General features: G+C 63.2%; 11 protein-coding genes and 1 CRISPR repeat array (1 of these 12 cut by a window edge). Of the genes, 5 read left to right on the forward strand and 6 right to left on the reverse strand.

Annotation, left to right across the window (positions count from 1 at the left end; all coding sequences use genetic code 11):
- A CRISPR array of direct repeats spans nucleotides 1-295; the repeat unit is 28 nt; unit sequence GGATCATCCCCGCGTGCGTGGGGAGCAC (it extends 526 nt beyond the left edge of the window).
- Between the two features lie 80 nt (nucleotides 296-375).
- Genes DBO33_RS26465 through DBO33_RS26475 form a run of 3 tightly spaced genes read right to left on the reverse strand, consistent with a single transcriptional unit; the run spans nucleotide 376 to nucleotide 5894 of the window.
- Nucleotides 376-3465, reverse strand: coding sequence for a glycine--tRNA ligase (locus tag DBO33_RS26465; protein WP_107657488.1), 3090 nt, complete (start codon nucleotides 3463-3465; stop codon nucleotides 376-378).
- Nucleotides 3466-3474: 9 nt separating this feature from the next.
- On the reverse strand, nucleotides 3475-4869 hold the full coding sequence (locus DBO33_RS26470; RefSeq protein WP_107657489.1) for a radical SAM/SPASM domain-containing protein: 1395 nt from the start codon (nucleotides 4867-4869) through the stop codon (nucleotides 3475-3477).
- Complete coding sequence (locus DBO33_RS26475) at nucleotides 4869-5894, reverse strand: glutathione S-transferase family protein (RefSeq protein ID WP_107657490.1); 1026 nt, start codon at nucleotides 5892-5894, stop codon at nucleotides 4869-4871. Before DBO33_RS26475 ends, DBO33_RS26470 begins: the two co-directional genes overlap by 1 nt.
- 370 nt (nucleotides 5895-6264) lie before the next feature.
- Here DBO33_RS26475 and DBO33_RS26480 point away from each other — a divergent pair, with 370 nt between their 5' ends.
- Both DBO33_RS26480 and DBO33_RS26485 read left to right on the forward strand, forming a co-directional pair.
- A complete protein-coding gene (locus tag DBO33_RS26480; RefSeq protein WP_107657491.1) occupies nucleotides 6265-7479 on the forward strand; it encodes a hypothetical protein in 1215 nt (404 codons plus the stop codon).
- Nucleotides 7476-8204: a glycosyltransferase family 25 protein gene (locus tag DBO33_RS26485; protein ID WP_107657492.1), complete on the forward strand. Its 729-nt coding sequence runs from the start codon at nucleotides 7476-7478 to the stop codon at nucleotides 8202-8204. Before DBO33_RS26480 ends, DBO33_RS26485 begins: the two co-directional genes overlap by 4 nt.
- 12 nt (nucleotides 8205-8216) lie before the next feature.
- Here DBO33_RS26485 and DBO33_RS26490 read toward each other — a convergent pair whose 3' ends face one another.
- From DBO33_RS26490 to DBO33_RS43065, 3 genes are all read right to left on the reverse strand, one after another.
- Nucleotides 8217-8843, reverse strand: a complete 627-nt coding sequence (locus DBO33_RS26490) for a DapH/DapD/GlmU-related protein (RefSeq protein ID WP_234391048.1) — start codon at nucleotides 8841-8843, stop codon at nucleotides 8217-8219.
- Nucleotides 8844-8872: 29 nt separating this feature from the next.
- Nucleotides 8873-9718: an alpha/beta hydrolase family protein gene (locus DBO33_RS26495; RefSeq protein WP_325050806.1), complete on the reverse strand. Its 846-nt coding sequence runs from the start codon at nucleotides 9716-9718 to the stop codon at nucleotides 8873-8875.
- A 775-nt stretch (nucleotides 9719-10493) separates the two neighbouring features.
- On the reverse strand, nucleotides 10494-10865 hold the full coding sequence (locus DBO33_RS43065) for a hypothetical protein (protein WP_159080542.1): 372 nt from the start codon (nucleotides 10863-10865) through the stop codon (nucleotides 10494-10496).
- 23 nt (nucleotides 10866-10888) lie between these two features.
- On the opposite strand from DBO33_RS43065, the gene DBO33_RS26505 reads away from it, so the two are divergent.
- From DBO33_RS26505 to DBO33_RS26510, 3 genes are all read left to right on the forward strand, one after another.
- Complete coding sequence (locus DBO33_RS26505) at nucleotides 10889-13501, forward strand: ATP-binding protein (protein ID WP_107657496.1); 2613 nt, start codon at nucleotides 10889-10891, stop codon at nucleotides 13499-13501.
- A gap of 239 nt (nucleotides 13502-13740) precedes the next feature.
- Nucleotides 13741-13896 carry a hypothetical protein gene (locus DBO33_RS43070; protein WP_159080543.1) on the forward strand — a complete coding sequence of 52 codons (156 nt, stop codon included), beginning with the start codon at nucleotides 13741-13743 and terminating at the stop codon, nucleotides 13894-13896.
- 323 nt (nucleotides 13897-14219) lie between these two features.
- Nucleotides 14220-15269 carry a S1 family peptidase gene (locus tag DBO33_RS26510; protein ID WP_107657497.1) on the forward strand — a complete coding sequence of 350 codons (1050 nt, stop codon included), beginning with the start codon at nucleotides 14220-14222 and terminating at the stop codon, nucleotides 15267-15269.
- The last annotated feature ends 221 nt before the right edge of the window (nucleotides 15270-15490 follow it).

Consider the following 15490-nt stretch of genomic DNA (forward strand, 5'->3'; position numbering starts at 1 on the left):
GGGTAAAACTTGCCGTGCTCGCCGGATCATCCCCGCGTGCGTGGGGAGCACTTCGCGTTTGGCCTTCGCAAGGTCTTGGTCGAAGGATCATCCCCGCGTGCGTGGGGAGCACGGCAAGCGGTTTCCATATCTCCGATACATGTAAGGATCATCCCCGCGTGCGTGGGGAGCACCTCCCGCGCACCGACACCTCACGCCGGTAGAGCGGATCATCCCCGCGTGCGTGGGGAGCACGAGTACCTGGCCACGTTCCTCGGTCGCTGGTCCGGATCATCCCCGCGTGCGTGGGGAGCACACTTCTTGACCTGGTCGTTTACCTCATGATTTCCAGGTTTTCGATCGGTTTGTTCCGCCCTTCCTAGGTGTTAGCAATGGTTAACCGCGTGTGCTCGAAACCTTCGAGCCGACACCGGTGTCGGTGGTGTCAGCACGCAGAAGATGGACAGCTTTCCAGTCGATTCCCCTAGGCGCTGCATCGAGGACGCTCGCGAGGAGGCCGAGACGCGCCGACCGAACCGACGAGTCATTGTCCATCACAAGGATGTTGTCGAAGAACACACGGAGGGCTCCGGCGAGCGGTGTCGCTCGGCTGATCCAGCTCACCAGCGAACGATCATCACCGCCGCGGGCGAGGCCGTCTACTACATCGATCAGCTGTCGCTCAGCGGGAGCGGTGAGAGCCGCAGGGTCCACGGAGGCTGTTGTCCCTAGGGGCAAGATACGGACGATCCGTTGGAGTCCTTCCACGAGTTCGGCGAATTGCAGTCCGTGTTCCCTGCGGGCTTGGTCGATCTCAATGCGCAGCTGGTCGGCTCGCCGCGGGGTGTGTGCGGAAGGGCGGACCGCGTCGATGAGCGCGGGGACAATGTTCGAATCGCGCAGTCGTTGTTCGTATCGCGTAATGAGTAGCTGTTCGGCGGTGTCGAGAACGTCTTCGGAGACGGTGATTCCTTGATCACGCAGGCACCCGACTGCGGCGGTGAGTCCGTCTCGGTAAGTGAGGTTTTCGAGTTCGGGCCGGTCACGAAGGATGCGGACGATGCCGAGCGCGGCGCGGCGCAGCCCGTAGGGATCCGAGGTTCCGGTGAGCTTGGCACCGACTGCGAGCATTGCGACCAGCAGGTCATAGCGGTCCCCCAGCGCCAGCAAGGCACCGGGCAGTGTGGTGGGGAGTCGATCGGCTTGGTGGCGGGGCAGTTCGGTGTCCAATAGCGCATCCGCCACCTCGGTCGGTTCTCCGGCTTTGAGCGCGTACTCGCGTGCCATGGTGCCGGCGAGCGAGGTCATCTCGATCACCATCTGAGTGGCCAGGTCAAACTTCGCCAGCTGACCCGCCCGCAACAGCGTTGCGGTCTCGTTGGTGGACAAGGTGATTCGCTGTGCAAGCTGCTGGCTGATCTTGGCGATGCGGTCAGCGCGCTCGGCTACCGAGCCGAGTCGCTGTTCGAAGGTGAGTTCGGTGAGTTTGGTCCGGAACTGCTCGGGTGGGGTGCGCAGATCAGCACTCCAGAAGAAGGAGGCGTCCTCGAAGCGGGCGCGGAGTACTTTCTCATTCCCGTCGCGCACCACTTCGAGGTCGCAGGCTCCGTTGGCGAGGGTCACGAACATCGGCAGCAGGGAACCGTCGCGTGCGCGAACGGCGATGTAGCGCTGGTGTTTACGCATGACGGTAGTCAAGATTTCGGCAGGCAAGGCCAGGTACTTCTCGTCGAAGTACCCGAGGATGCCGGCGGGGGTCTCGACCAGGTTGGTGATCTCCTCGATGAGCGCCTGTTCGGTGGAGATGTCGATGATCCCGCCGACCTGATCCGCCAGCGTGGTTGCGGCGTGGGCTACGGCGGCTTGGCGGTCACGCCGATCGAGGAGGATCCCTTCGCTGCGTATGGCGTCGCCGTAGTCGTTTGCGTGGCTGATGCTGATCTCGGGTTGCACTGCTTGGCGGTGAGTGCGGGTGATTCGGCCGGCTTCCAGAACTCCGGCGGTGACAGGCAGCACCGTGGCGTCGAGGAGGGCGAGCAGCCAGCGGATGGGGCGGCTGAAGCTGAGGTCGGGGTCGTTCCAGCGCATGTTCTTGTCCGAGTGCAACCCGGTCACGACTTGTGAGAGCACGGCGGTCAGGAGCTCGGGTGCGGTGCGGCCGGGACGGATGCTCTCGATCGCGACGTGCTCGGTGCCGTTGACTTCAACGCGGGTCAGGTCGGTCTCTGTCGCGTTCTGCGCGTTGAGAAACCCTTCCAGCGCACGGGTAGCCCGCCCGTCGTCGGTGTAGGCGGCAGCCACCTTGGGGCCGCGACGGACCTGGACGCTATCGGGCTCGCGGTCAGCGACGTCGTTGATACGCACCGCGATTCGACGCGGAGTGGCATCGACCCGGATCGTGCCGCAGCGCAGGCTGGATTCACCGAGCAACCGCATCAGCTCATGCTCGACGGCCGTTGCAGCTGAGTCGACGACATGGGGAGGCAGCTCTTCGACACCGATCTCGAACACCAGCTGCCCACCGTGCGCCGGGAGCGAGGCAGGGTCGACCGTCGAAGTGGCTGGGTGGGGGTGCTGGTAGATGCCGCGGGGGTGCCCGGCCTCGGCGCGCAGCTCGATCCACAGTTCGGCGACCGAGCGGGATTGATTGCGCATGGTCTGAAACCACTTGGCGCGCTCGGTGGTTGAGATCGCGCCGCGGGCATCGAGGACGTTGAAGGCGTGCGAGGACTTGAGAACGAAGCTGTGTGCGGGAATCGGCAGCCGTCGTTCGATCAGATGGTCGGCTTCGCGTGAGTAGATATCGAGCAGAGTGCGGGTGGCGTCGACGTCGGCGTCGTCGAGGTAGTAGCGCGACATCTCGTATTCCGATTGCCCGAGGAATTCACCGTAGGTGACACCGGGTGCGTACAGCAGGTCTTTGAAGTGGGTGACCTTCTGCATACCCATGAGGATGCGTTCGAGTCCGTAGGTGATCTCCACCGGGACAGGGTCGAGGGTCTGGCCGCCGACCTGCTGGAAGTAGGTGAACTGGGTGATCTCCATGCCGTCGAGCCAGACTTCCCAGCCCAATCCCCAAGCGCCGATTGCGGGTTGTGCCCAGTTGTCTTCGACGAACCGCACGTCGTGTGCGTGCAGGTCGATGCCGAGGGAGGCCAGTGAGTCGAGGTAGAGCTCTTGAGGATTGCCGGGTTCGGGTTTGAGAATGACCTGGAACTGGGTGTGGGTTTGCAGACGGTTCGGATTCTCACCGTAACGGCTGTCGTCGGGACGGACGGAGGGTTCGACGTAGGCGACCCGCCATGGCTCCGGACCCAGCACGCTGAGCAGAGTGGCTGGATTCATCGTTCCCGCACCGACTTCGGTGTTGTACGGCTGCGCGATCACGCAACCGTGACCGGCCCAATAGTTCTGGAGACGCAGGATCGCTTCTTGCATGGACAGCGACGCGCGCGCCGCTGTGCGGAAGGATTCGTCGGGGGCCATCGCGCGATCCTATCGGCCTTTCCCAGTCGTCGAGGCGGCACCCACACTCGGTAAGCCCAACCCCGTGACCTGCTTAGAGGTGAAGAAACTCGGCAGATGACAGCCGCCGCGGCACGCCTCGGCGACCACGCAGCCCGCGCAGGTGTCGCGGGTCCTGACTGCGGCATGGACTCGCTCAGTCAGATTTGGCCACAGCTCGGCGACTCGGTGCTCGGCGAGACGTCCGAAGTAGACGTTGCTGTGCGGGCAGTTGCGGAGCCGACCGTCGTAACTGACGCTGCCCCAGACCATCCCGGATTCGCAGTGACCGACGATTTGTGAGGACCGCAACGCCAGGGTTGGATCATCGGCGTGCAGCGGCATGTCCGTGTCGCTGGTGCACAGCTTTTGCGCACAAGGCCAGGCCACGCTCATGCCGGCGCATTCGGCGGCGGTCAATTGGTCGATCTGACGCATCAACGGCAGGGTCACCGACACCGGCACCCCGTACTGGTCGTCGTTGCGTCCGGTGGGCACGTAGCGCATCACACCGAACTCGCGCACGCCGATACGGTGCACGTCGCGGATGACATCGAGCGCGCCGGGGATGTTGTCCTTGACCAGGGTGAGTTCCGCGACGACGTTGATACCAGCGTCTTGCAGCAGTTGCATCGCTGTGATGGCTTTGTCGTAGGCGCGGGGGTGGCCGGTGAGTTGGTTGTGTTGGTCTCGGTCACCGTGAATGGACACCAGAGCGCATCGCACGTTGGCTGCGGCGAGGCGGGCGGCGCGTTCGGCAGTGATGAAGTGGCCGTTGGTGAAGATGACCTGGTAGAGGCCGAGTCTGCCGCCGTGCTCGAAGATGTCCATCGCGTCCGGGTGTAGCAGGGTCTCGCCACCGCTGTAGCGGATGACGAAGCACCCCTGTGCGGCGCACTCGTCCAGGATCGTCGTGGCCAGGTCGGTGGGTATGTGTTTCTCGGGCAGCTCGCGGACGGCGCGGCGGACATCGCGATCCGACATCGTGGGGTCGATCTTCCAGACGTTGTAGCAGAACCCGCAGTTCCAGTTGCAGACCGCGGTCAGCTCGATCTCCAGGCGCAGCGGGAAGCCTAACGGAGCGTCGAATCCCTTATCGATCTCATGGAGTGATCCTCCGGGGCGGCTCGACGGGGGTGAGGCGTTGGTGAGGTTGGCAACGAGGGCGTCGAGGTCCGCGCCGACAATCTCGGGGTTGGCTCGGAAGTGGCCGCTGATGCTGTCGATCACCGTTTGCCGGTCTGCACCGGAAAAGATCTGGGACACCATCTGTTTGGCTACTGAGTTGCGGAGCCGATGGAAGGTTCCCGACCGCGGATGGAAGAGCAGGCCGAGGTCGTGGCGGTAGCGCAGTGTGGCGGGAAGGCTGTCGAACGCTGTGGTCATCATGCTGCCCTTCGCGCTTTTGCCGGGGTGAGTCGTTCCAGCAGGCTGTGTACGTCGGCGGTGGCTCGATTCAGCGGCACCCGGTACTCGCCGGCGAGGGATGCCGCGATCGCGTCGAGGTCGTATCCGGCGTAGGCGAGGTCGATGATTCGTTCTGCGGTCGTGTTGCGGACACGGACGCAGGTGTCGGTTTGCCAGTCGTGCAGCAGCTTCAGCTCGCGGTTGTAGCGGTAGTGGCGCAGGATCCACTGCGGGCTACCGAACTCGGCTGCGTCGATCACGCGGTAGATGGCTGTGGCCTCGTCCAGATGGTCTCGGACAGAGGGGCGTTGCAGCAGCCGATGGGCGTACTCAGCGACCCGGCGATCGGCGATGCCGATTCCGAGGCCGGTGATCTGCTGAAAGCACGTCGAGAGCAGAACGTCGACGAGGCTGAAGTCGCCGACCACGAACGGGCCGCCGCTGTTGCCGAGGAGCGCGGCCACGGTGTCGCATACCCAGCGGGCTTGTTCGACCGCGCCCGCATTGAGCTCCGAGGGTGGTTGCGGGCGTATAGATTTCGCGTACGGCGCATCATCGATCAAAAGCGACAGATCGTGTGAGGCCCATGCACTCAGAGTCCGGATTCTGGCGCGTTGCGCCGCGGTTGACCCCGTCAGCGCGGCGCCAGAAGCTGAAGCGATGTCGTCGAGGTACTCGGCAATGGAGACCACGTCGGCAGCGATGGCGCGGGTGTCGGTGTCGACCAGGATCGGCACGCGCGGTAGCAGCTCCGCCACGGAACCCGCGAGCAGTCCCTCGGTATCGAGTACCTGCAGGTCGGTGAACGCGCATTGGCAGCCGATATGTGCTTCACGTTCCTCGATGACGTCACCGACCGTCAGGACGCCCTCGGGTGTTTCGGTAGTCGGCCAATCCAGTTCGATCCGCCGCTCTTCGAAGGAGATCTGCTTCTCCCGCAGGATGATTCGGCCACGCATGGACCAGCCGGAAAAGTGCAGGTCTCCGACGTACAGGATCAACATCAGATCTCCTCGAATAGCGCGGGCCGAGGCGAGACGGACGCGAGAACTTGCTGTAACTCGCACCCGCCCGACCCGGGGTTGATCAGTTGCACTGACGGCTGATGATTTCCTTGGTCTCCACCTCGGGCGCTTCGTACTCTTCGGCGTCTGCGACGACGATCTGTTGTGCCATGACTTGTTCTCCCTTCGAACGCATTCGGGTCGCTTGTACCATTCGAGTCTTCACCGCCGAACACGGCCGAACCATCCCGTCTACCTGCCGTGTTCGTGGACATCTCAGGTGCGGAGTGGACAGTTTCTGGACACCCCGGCGCACGCTGTCGGCAATATCCGATGTCGCTGGTGTGCCCGGTGGACATATCGTGGACAGATGGCACTCACCTCTGCTCCGTCGGTGGACCAAGTCAAGGAGTGCCTGATCAAGCTGCGCCAAGGCCAAGGCCTCGCGCGGCCCACCACGCTGCTGAGCGCGCTCGATGAGTCGGTGCGAACGTATCTGTGCCGGGGGCACGACTGCGAGCCCGATTCCGCCGCCCAGATCGCGGTGCTGGCTAAGGCGATCGGGACCGCGATCGACCAGCTGGCCGACCATGAACGCCTCTATGCCCAAGTGGATTTCAACCTCATACCCGAACACCGCTTCGCCACTCTCACCGAGCGGCAGGAATCACTGGCAAGCCACCAGAAGTGCGCCACCAAAACCGTCCGGCGCCATGCCGCTCGCGCCCTTGACACCCTCGCCTACCTTCTGATCGCCGACCCGGTCCAGCCTGCCGCAAACACGATGCACAATGTCGCGGCTCCGCAGCGCGCGCTTGCGCATGGTGAGCTCGTAGGGGCTGTGTGCGACTTCTGGAAGCTGGAGCCAGGCACACGAGTCGACATCGTCTGTTCGGAGATCCCCGACGACGAGCGCCCCGACTATGCATCACCTTCTGATCGCAACTACCTGCGGTACGCAAAGTTCGCCGACTTGGACACTCTTATCTTCGTGCGAACCCGCCTCGCGCAGCTGGCACCGACGGTGGTCGTGCGCGACTTCGCCCCCTCCGAACACTACGACACCCAAGCCGACATACTGGTGGTGATCGGTGGACCACCATGGAACGCGACCTACCGGAAGTTCCTGCCGCAGTTGCCGTTCCGGTTCGATTCGCACCCCTTGGGGGAGGACGATCCGCTCGTCGTCCCTGAACTCGACGACCTCACCATGGCGCCGCGCTGGACCGCGGATCATGAGCTGATCGAGGACCTCGCGGTGCTTACCCGCCTCACGGTGCAGGGCACGACGGTATTTCTCCTTGGCGGCTGCCTGACTCTCGGTGTCCTCGGTGCGGCGCGCTGTGTGCTCGATCCGGGGCGAGGCGCCGCCAATGCCGGCTACCTCACCGACCGCATAGGTAACGATGACTTCGTCCTGGTAACCGAAGCCCGACGCGTCGGCGGCATCACCGACGTCGCAGATCTCACCGCTGTCGATCCCTTGCTGCTGCTGTCACGACCAACCGGCGAGCGATTCCGAGTGGTCATCGATAACTCCAAACGCTATGTCTGCAGCGACCATCCCGCAGCGTGCGCCGAGTGATCGATCCTGGCGATATCGCGACTTACATCGTGAATCTACCGCGGCGAGATGACCGTCGGGCGTGGATCCAGCAGCGCCTACCCACCGGCCTACCGCTCACCTACACCTCGGACTGGGACATAGTCTTCGACGGCCACGAGCTAACGCTCACCGGTCTGCGAGCTCGCGGATTCAAACTGTTCGATTGGCAGATCGATTCCGACAACCCGTGGTGGAACAGACCTCTCAAATATGGCGAAATCGGTTGCACCCTCGCGCATCTGGCATGCTGGGCCCACGCCGCCGACCACACCGATACACCATATGTCCTGGTGCTCGAAGATGACGCGGTTCCTGGCCCGAACCTTCTCAGCAAACTACTGGCCGGGATTGACAACCTCGACCGGCACGCGGTGGAGTTCGATCTGCTCTACCTCGGGCGGTTCCCCCTGGAACCCGATCAACCGACTCCGGTGCCAGGGCTGGTCCGCGCCGGGTACAGCCACTGCAGCTTCGCGTATCTGCTGACCCGGTCAGCTGTCTTCACCGTACTAGCCGCTGGCCTCGCAGAAGCGATCATCCCGATCGATGAATTCTTGCCCGCGCTCTACCTCCCGCATCCACGCCCGGATCTTCGAGCCCGTTTCCCGGTCCAGCTCACCGCGCTTGCGTTCGACCCACCTCTGGGCGCCCAACGCCCGAAGGACGAAGCTGGCAGCGATACCGAAGATTCCGACTTCGTCTAACCAGATCACGCCTCACGGAGCCGTCCGTGACTTCCAGCACCCGATCAATGCCCTTAATCGCTCCCCGGTCCATTGGTCGATCGGCGTATGCGTGTTGATCCCGGTGACAACGTGTTCGGGCGCAACGTCTTTGGTCACCACCGCACCGGCCGCGACGTAGCTGCACGGCCCGATCCGCACCCCTCCGACCACGCGGGCACCGAATCCGACGACCGAGTCCGCTTCGATAACCGGCGACGGCTCGTCGATCCCCCACCAGCCAAGGTCTGGGCGTGTGTACTCGTGCACAAGATCGCCCATCACCGTCGATCGATCGCCAATCGTCGTAGCGTCGCAAACGAAGCCGGCCACACACGCATCGTCGCCCACCTGGACGCGGTCACAGAGATAGGCACCGTGTACCAGCCGCGTCCGTGCGCCGATCACACATCCGTAGCCGATCCGCGATCGGTCCTCCACCACACAGTCCGCACCGACCGCAGTGCCCTCGTGGATTACGACCTGGTTGAACAGCAGACACCGGTCGCCGATCACGACGGGCTCACCAACCGAGTAATGCCCCTGCTGCGCCTGCCGGATCCGAGCCTCCTTCGGATAACCCAGCACACAATGCTCGCCAACTACCGCCGACTCCGCCATACGAACCGGCGCGTACAGATCACCGACCTTCACACCTCCACCGCATACTGCTCGGACAACCAGCCGACCGTTACCCCGATCGCCTCATCTTCCCGTTCCCGCGAGTCGAACCCATGATCCGAACCGGCGACCGTATGGAACGTCGTATCCGGGCGGGACCGCGCGAATCCGGCGGCAATGTCGTAGGACACCGACTCGTCGCGATCACCGTGCACCACCAGCGCTGCCACCTGGGCGGAGAGGAGGTCATCGACCGGACGGTAGCGCTCGAACTCTGCAAACAGAACGCGACCCAACCTGAACTCCCCGTCAACGAGCAGAAATCCTTTGTCCTGCAATAATTTTTGCTGCTCGGGTCCGAAATTTTGTCTCCCCCATGCCAACTCGGGCACAAGGAATGTGTGAGACAGATCCAGCACTGGATTCCACAAAGCAAGACGGTGCAAACCAACCAGCCACGACAGCGACAAAGCCACAGAGACCGCCCCGAAACTCGCCGCCACGATCGACAATCGCTGGCCCGGGAAACGGTCCTGCGCCGCAGCCACCGCGGCCTGTAGGTCCAGGCACTCCCCCGCGATCGTTATCCCCTCCTGGGTACCACCGCTCGACCCGTGGCCCCGGAAGGAGAACCGCACGACATTGAATCCCGCGTCCACCAGCCGATCAGCCAACCGAACAAACATCCCCCCGCCCTCATTCATGTCCACCGTGATGCCATGCACCAACACCGCAACACCTCTCGTAGACGCGACCGGAGCGCGGTGCACTACGGCATCCAATTTGATCCCGTCTATCGAGGACAGCTCAAGGTGTTGCACCGAAGCGCTCCCATCCACTCGACTACAGGAACGCTCATCGTCTCCCGCTGGCACCGAGTCGCACAACAAGTCTCCGCCGTGAAGGATCATGCTGAGGGTTCGAGCCAGCACTCTGCCCGTGGTTGTCGGTTTAGCTCCGCCGAACTCTGCGCCTAACTTTAGCCCGCGCTCAGGACAAGCTGGTCATCTCAACTGCTAGGCGGAGTCGTCGTCATCTACACGCTGGCAACCTCTCGAACAAGTGCGGGCGGTGCCCGAATCGCGACCCCGCGTCCACGTGTAGGTTCTCAAAATTCGTGGCACCAACCGATGGCCTGATCCGTAGCTTCTTCGAACGTCTCACGACCGGGTCGACATCGTAGGTCTCAAATCGGTGGCATTTCCTCACAGAGGACGTCTCGGAGGGTGTGGCTTGGCCTCACTCGCGGCGGTCGCGCAGCCTCGTGGTGGTAAATGCGCGTTGATCGCGCGTCGGTTGTCACCTCCAACGTCGAGCTGCTGGGCGTGGTGGCGTGGCCTGGGCTTCGAACTCGGACCCAGGCTTTTTTCGTCAGCTGAGGCTAATTGGGCCGCTGTTGTCACCGCGGATATGGCCTGGCGGACCTGCGGCGGCGAAGGCTAGGTCGGTGCCTGCCGCCTCGGCGATCACCTCCGCCACGGTGTGGCCTGCTTCTGTGGGGACGGGCCATGTCGTGGCTCGAACTTGCCCGCTCGCTGTTCGCCAACTTCACGGGAACCATTGCTGTACAGATTCTCCCGATTGCGTTGTTCAGCAGTGTAATTCGAGTTTATCGGGGTGCCCGCATCCACTTAGTCGTGTTACCGTGTCTCACGGTGTTTGGGAGGAGTGTGCGTGGATCCGTTGACCATCATCATGACGGCGTTGATCGCGGGGGCAGCCGCGGGAGGTAAGGATGCCGCGTCTGCGGCCGTTCGTGATACGTATATGGCGTTGCGGAATCGACTCACCGGTGGTGACGACGATTCCGGGGCCGTCGCGGTGATAGAAGCGAACGAGGCAGCACCAGGCGGCAATATCGATGACCTCGAAGACACGCTGCGGCGCCGTCGGTCGGCCGAGGACCGTGACTTGCGATCGACCGCAGAAGTTTTGTTGTCGCGGTTGCCGCCGGATCGGGTCGACGACGCTCGCAGCAGGATTGATCTGCGGCATGCTCAAGGGGTACAGATAGGCGATCACGGCATCCAGCACAACAGCTTCGGATGACCAGTGGCGATCACGATACGGGTCCCTCGGTAGGTGGTCCCCGCGACCAGTCCGACACCGGTTTCAATCGCGACCGGTTGGTGGATGCGCGGGCGGCGCAGGGTGTACAGATCGGTGATCACAACACACAGGTGATCTACAACTACCGCAGAACGCGGACCGACAGTGTGGCACCGCCCCCGTCGATCGGTGTCGCCGGTGAACCGATCACAGCGGGGCTTCCGCCGGCACCGCGCACCTTTGTCGGCCGTGAGCGCGAGCTGCAACGCATCCTCGACTCCGCCGCCCAGGACGAGCGAGGGGTGACGATCCATGCGATCGACGGCATGGCCGGGGTCGGAAAGACCGCCCTCGCCATCCGCGCCACACACGAGTTGGCCAGCCGGTTTCCCGATGGCCGGTACTTCGTCGAGCTCCACGCTCACACTCCCGGCCAGACATCGGTGAGTCCGCTTGATGTGTTGGGCAGGCTGCTGTGGAGGCTCGGTGTAGATCCGCATGATGTGCCTGACACGCTCATCGAGCGCCGGGATCTGTGGCGCCACCACACCGCCCGCAAGGCGGCACTGGTAGTGCTCGACGATGCCGCCGACCGTCACCAGGTAGAGCCGCTGTTACCCAGTGGACCTCGTTGTCTGACGTTGATTACCAGCCGCCACCGGCTGATCCTGCCGGACATGCAGCCCATTGCAGTGGAAGTTCTCAGACCCGCCGCAGCCGCAGAGATGTTCCTCATCCTCGCTCACCGCGACCCGAGCCATGCCGGGGAGCGGGAGGTAGCCGAACGAATTGCCGCAGTGTGCGGGTACTTGCCGCTCGCGGTCGGACCGGTAGCTGGACACATTGCCCATCATCCGGCCTGGACGGTCACCGATATAAGTCAGCACGCTCAGCAATTGGCTGCGGCGGCCGACCGGCTGGCCGCCCTGGATTCGCCCGGCGATCCACGGATACAGGCCGCGTTCGAGTTGTCCTATCAGGCTCTCCCGACCTCGCGGCAGCTGCTGTTTCGGCGACTGGGTCTACACCCTGGCCCGGAACTCGAGGTGAACGCAGTAGCCGCACTTGCTGACGTCGATCTTGTTACTGCCCGCCGGGAGTTGGAGGCTCTCTACACCGATCACCTTATTGAGGAAACAGCACGAGGTCGGTACCGGTTCCACGACCTGCTGCGCGAATTCGCCCACGCCCTCGCGGCTACAGACCCGGCGGCCGACAACACCGGCGCGATCGAGCGGCTGCTGAATTACTACCAGCACACCGCAACCGCCGAGAACCGATGGGAACCGATTACTCCGGGTGCCGACCCCGACGATGGTGCAGCGGCCACTGCACCGGAGAGCGATGGGGAGGGCTCTGCAGCTCGACCTCGGGCGTTGGCATGGATGCGCGTCGAGCTGGCCAATCTGATGGCTTGCCTGGACTATTGCTCCGACAGGGATCCGGCCCGGATGGTCGAACTGACCGCCGCCATGGCGCCTCTGTTCATGGAGGACGGGCCATGGCCCGTCGCCGTCCAACTACACCAGCGCGCCGCTGAAGCCGCGCACCGTCTCGGTGATCAACTCGGCGAAGCCAACGCTCTAAACAACATCGGCCGCATGCGGTGGGGCACCGACGACTACGAGGCCGCCGAGGAGCTATTCCAGCAAGCCCTGACCCTCCACCGCAAGATCGGCAACGAGTTCGGCGAAGCCAACTCCCTCGCTGACCTCGGCCGTGTCCGATGGGCCCTCAACGATCACAGGCCCGCGGCCGAGCTGTTACAACAAGCCCTCGCCCTCTACCGTCGGACCGGCAGTTACCGCTGGACCGGCAGCCTTGTTGGGGCAGCCGACGCCCTCAACCTTCTCGGCCGGATCTTGGAGGCAAACGGCGGCTACGAGACCGCCGAAACACTGTACCGGCAAGCCCTCTCCTTGTATCGCAAGACCGGCATCCGCCGCGGCGAAGCCGAATCCCTCGGTGCCCTCGGCGGGATCCGACGGGCCACAGGCGATTACGAGGCTGCCGACGAACTACTCCAGCAGGCCCTCGCCCTCCATCGTCAGATCGGCAACCGACACGGCGAAGCCAGCACCTTGAACTTCCTCGGCCAAGTCCGGGTGGACACTGGCGATTACGCGGCTGCCGACGAACTGCTCGCGCAAACCCTCGCCCTCCATCGTCAGATCGGCAACCCACACGGCGAAGCCGAGGCCCTAGTCCTCCTCGGTCACGTCCGATTGAGCACCGGCAGCTTTGAGGCTGCCAACGAGCCAGCTCAGCAGGCCCTCACCATCCACCGCCAGATCGGCGACCGTCGCAGCGAGGCACACACCCTCCACCTCCTCGGCTTCATCCGACTCGGCACCCACAACTACGAGGCTGCCAACGGGATGTTCCAGGAGGCCCTCACCCTTTACCGTGAGATCGGCAACCGCGTCCACGAAGCTGACAGCCTCAGCTTCCTCGCTCAAGTCCGACTTAACACCCGCGACTATGAGGCCGCTGTCACGCTGTCCGAGCGCGCCCTCGCCATCTACCGCGAAGTGGACAATAGCCTCGGCGAAACCAACACCCTCAGCTTCCTCGCCCATGCACGTTCGTTCATATCTAGCAACCAGTAGCTGGCCAGGCAAGTTGGCGGCCTCTAATCGCCGGACGAACCGAACACAAATCGGCCTGTAGAAAGTGGAAATCTCAGAATCGCGGCGGATCTGCCACGGCACCGCCACACATTCCGAGATTCCGCCACGCGTTCTGAGGACCTACACTGTCATGCCGCTTATCGAGCGGTAGCGGACAACTCCGGACAGCTGCACCGCCGAGGGGAACCACCGACGCGGCCAAGCCCGTCAAAAGAAGCATGGACACTTCCGAATTCGACGCCGACCCATGGGATCGATACACCCCCGAGGGCCTGTTGAGCCAATGCCAGATGTGGCAACAGTGGATGGACGGGACGTACTTCACCGCCGTACGACCGCCGAACTGGAAGCCCTGGCCCGACGAGCCCAGCTGATCCTGTCGCACACCCCCAGAGAACCGTTGCAGAACAAGCCTGCGAATCAGCAGATGCAACTGTGTGCTACAGGCTTAGGAGCCCTAGAGAACGCATTACAGAGGGCTTAGGTTTCACGTGGCGGTGCAAGTGTCCGTCCTTGTCCGGGGACGGATTCGACGATGAGGGGTCGGGGCTGTAGGTTCTCAAACCTCGTGGCGGAATCTCAGAACGTTTGGGCAGTGACATGGCGGATCCGCCACCGGGCCAGGCAAGTGCACGACACGTCTGCGCAGAGTGAGAACCTACGCAGTCGGTGACTGTTTGTCTGATACCGATGATGGATGACCTCCGGCCCGCCGAACCCGCATCAGCCTTTCGGAATATATGCGCGTTGGCGTGTGGCGAGGGAGATGCTGCTGTTCTTCGGACCGCCGGGGGAGGCGCCGCATGCGGACGGGGAGGCCGAGGCGCGGTCGCTCGCGGATTTCATCGGCTACCTGCAAGAAAAATGGGGCGACGAGGATCTGGGGATTCGCTTTCCGCAGTTCATCGCACTAGCTGACTCGATGGAACGCGCCGGGCTGCTGCGAGGCGCGCCTGGGTCGCATCCCCCGTTTCGCAACTTCAGTGTCTTGGGTCTGGGCGTGACCGCAGCACAGTCGAACGGCATTCTGTGGTTGGCGAGGGCCCTGGGCCCAGAACTGATCATCCGCTCTTACGGCGCGGCGACCATCGCCATCACCGGCATCAGTGCCGACGGCGAGGCCTCCATCGGCACTGGTCTTCTGCTCGACGCGCGCCATCTATTAACGAATAAGCATGTCGTGGAAGAGATGACCCTCGATCGGGAGTTGAAGACTTCGGCAACCGCCGCACCTGACACCGACGTCGAAGTCGCCGAGCAGCAATCTGTACGTGTTGTGAACTTTCGGTCTCACGAAAGCATCGATGTCGCCGTCGTCGAGATCGAACCAATCAGCGGCGAAGCGACCATCAAGACTGTCGGAGGTGTGGCGTTCCGCGGTCCGGGGTGGGAGGACGATACATGGACCTTCGGCTATCCGCGGGTGCCGATGGCGATCGACCCACCACCGCTGGTGGTCCACAAGGGCAGCGTTGTCAATCCTTGTGTCCGCGACATGCTCGGATGCAAGTATTTTCTGTTTTCTGCGACGTCCAGACCTGGTAACAGCGGGGGGCCGATCGTCGCTCAGGACGGGCGGGTGCTGGGAATCGTGACGCGGACTCTGGAGATCAAAGGAGACACGGTCGACGACAGGCTCCATACGCCCTTCTACGCCGGTGTGCCCACGAATCAGATCGCGAAGGCTCTCGTAGATCTCGGGTATCCGGATCTTCTCAAGGTCGAAAAATGGGGCCCGGTGGACTGATAATTTGCCAGCAAATGTGGCCTTACCTGCGTGGTGTGGGCGCCACGACGCTGACGGGCAACGGCACCGGCTCACGAATCTCCGGAAATGGCGGCATATCGAGCGATCACCTCGCGAGGGTTGACGAGCGGAGGCGCGGTTCGTGGCGGGATGTCGTGATCACGGATAAAGCGTGAGGAAATGCCAGCGAATAGAGACTGGCAACGCCCGCCACGGCGGGA

Origin of the sequence: Nocardia suismassiliense, from assembly GCF_900269665.1 — a bacterium.
Lineage (GTDB): Bacteria > Actinomycetota > Actinomycetes > Mycobacteriales > Mycobacteriaceae > Nocardia > Nocardia suismassiliense.

What these genes read in the sequence shown, in the direction of transcription:
- DBO33_RS26465 (WP_107657488.1), bottom strand. Translation starts at nt 3,465, where the DNA reads ATGGCCCCCGACGAATCCTTCCGCACAGCGGCGCGCGCGTCGCTGTCC.
- DBO33_RS26470 (WP_107657489.1), bottom strand. Translation starts at nt 4,869, where the DNA reads ATGACCACAGCGTTCGACAGCCTTCCCGCCACACTGCGCTACCGCCAC.
- DBO33_RS26475 (WP_107657490.1), bottom strand. Translation starts at nt 5,894, where the DNA reads ATGTTGATCCTGTACGTCGGAGACCTGCACTTTTCCGGCTGGTCCATG.
- DBO33_RS26480 (WP_107657491.1), top strand. Translation starts at nt 6,265, where the DNA reads ATGGCACTCACCTCTGCTCCGTCGGTGGACCAAGTCAAGGAGTGCCTG.
- DBO33_RS26490 (WP_234391048.1), bottom strand. Translation starts at nt 8,843, where the DNA reads ATGGCGGAGTCGGCGGTAGTTGGCGAGCATTGTGTGCTGGGTTATCCG.
- DBO33_RS26505 (WP_107657496.1), top strand. Translation starts at nt 10,889, where the DNA reads ATGACCAGTGGCGATCACGATACGGGTCCCTCGGTAGGTGGTCCCCGC.
- DBO33_RS43070 (WP_159080543.1), top strand. Translation starts at nt 13,741, where the DNA reads ATGGACACTTCCGAATTCGACGCCGACCCATGGGATCGATACACCCCC.
- DBO33_RS26510 (WP_107657497.1), top strand. Translation starts at nt 14,220, where the DNA reads ATGACCTCCGGCCCGCCGAACCCGCATCAGCCTTTCGGAATATATGCG.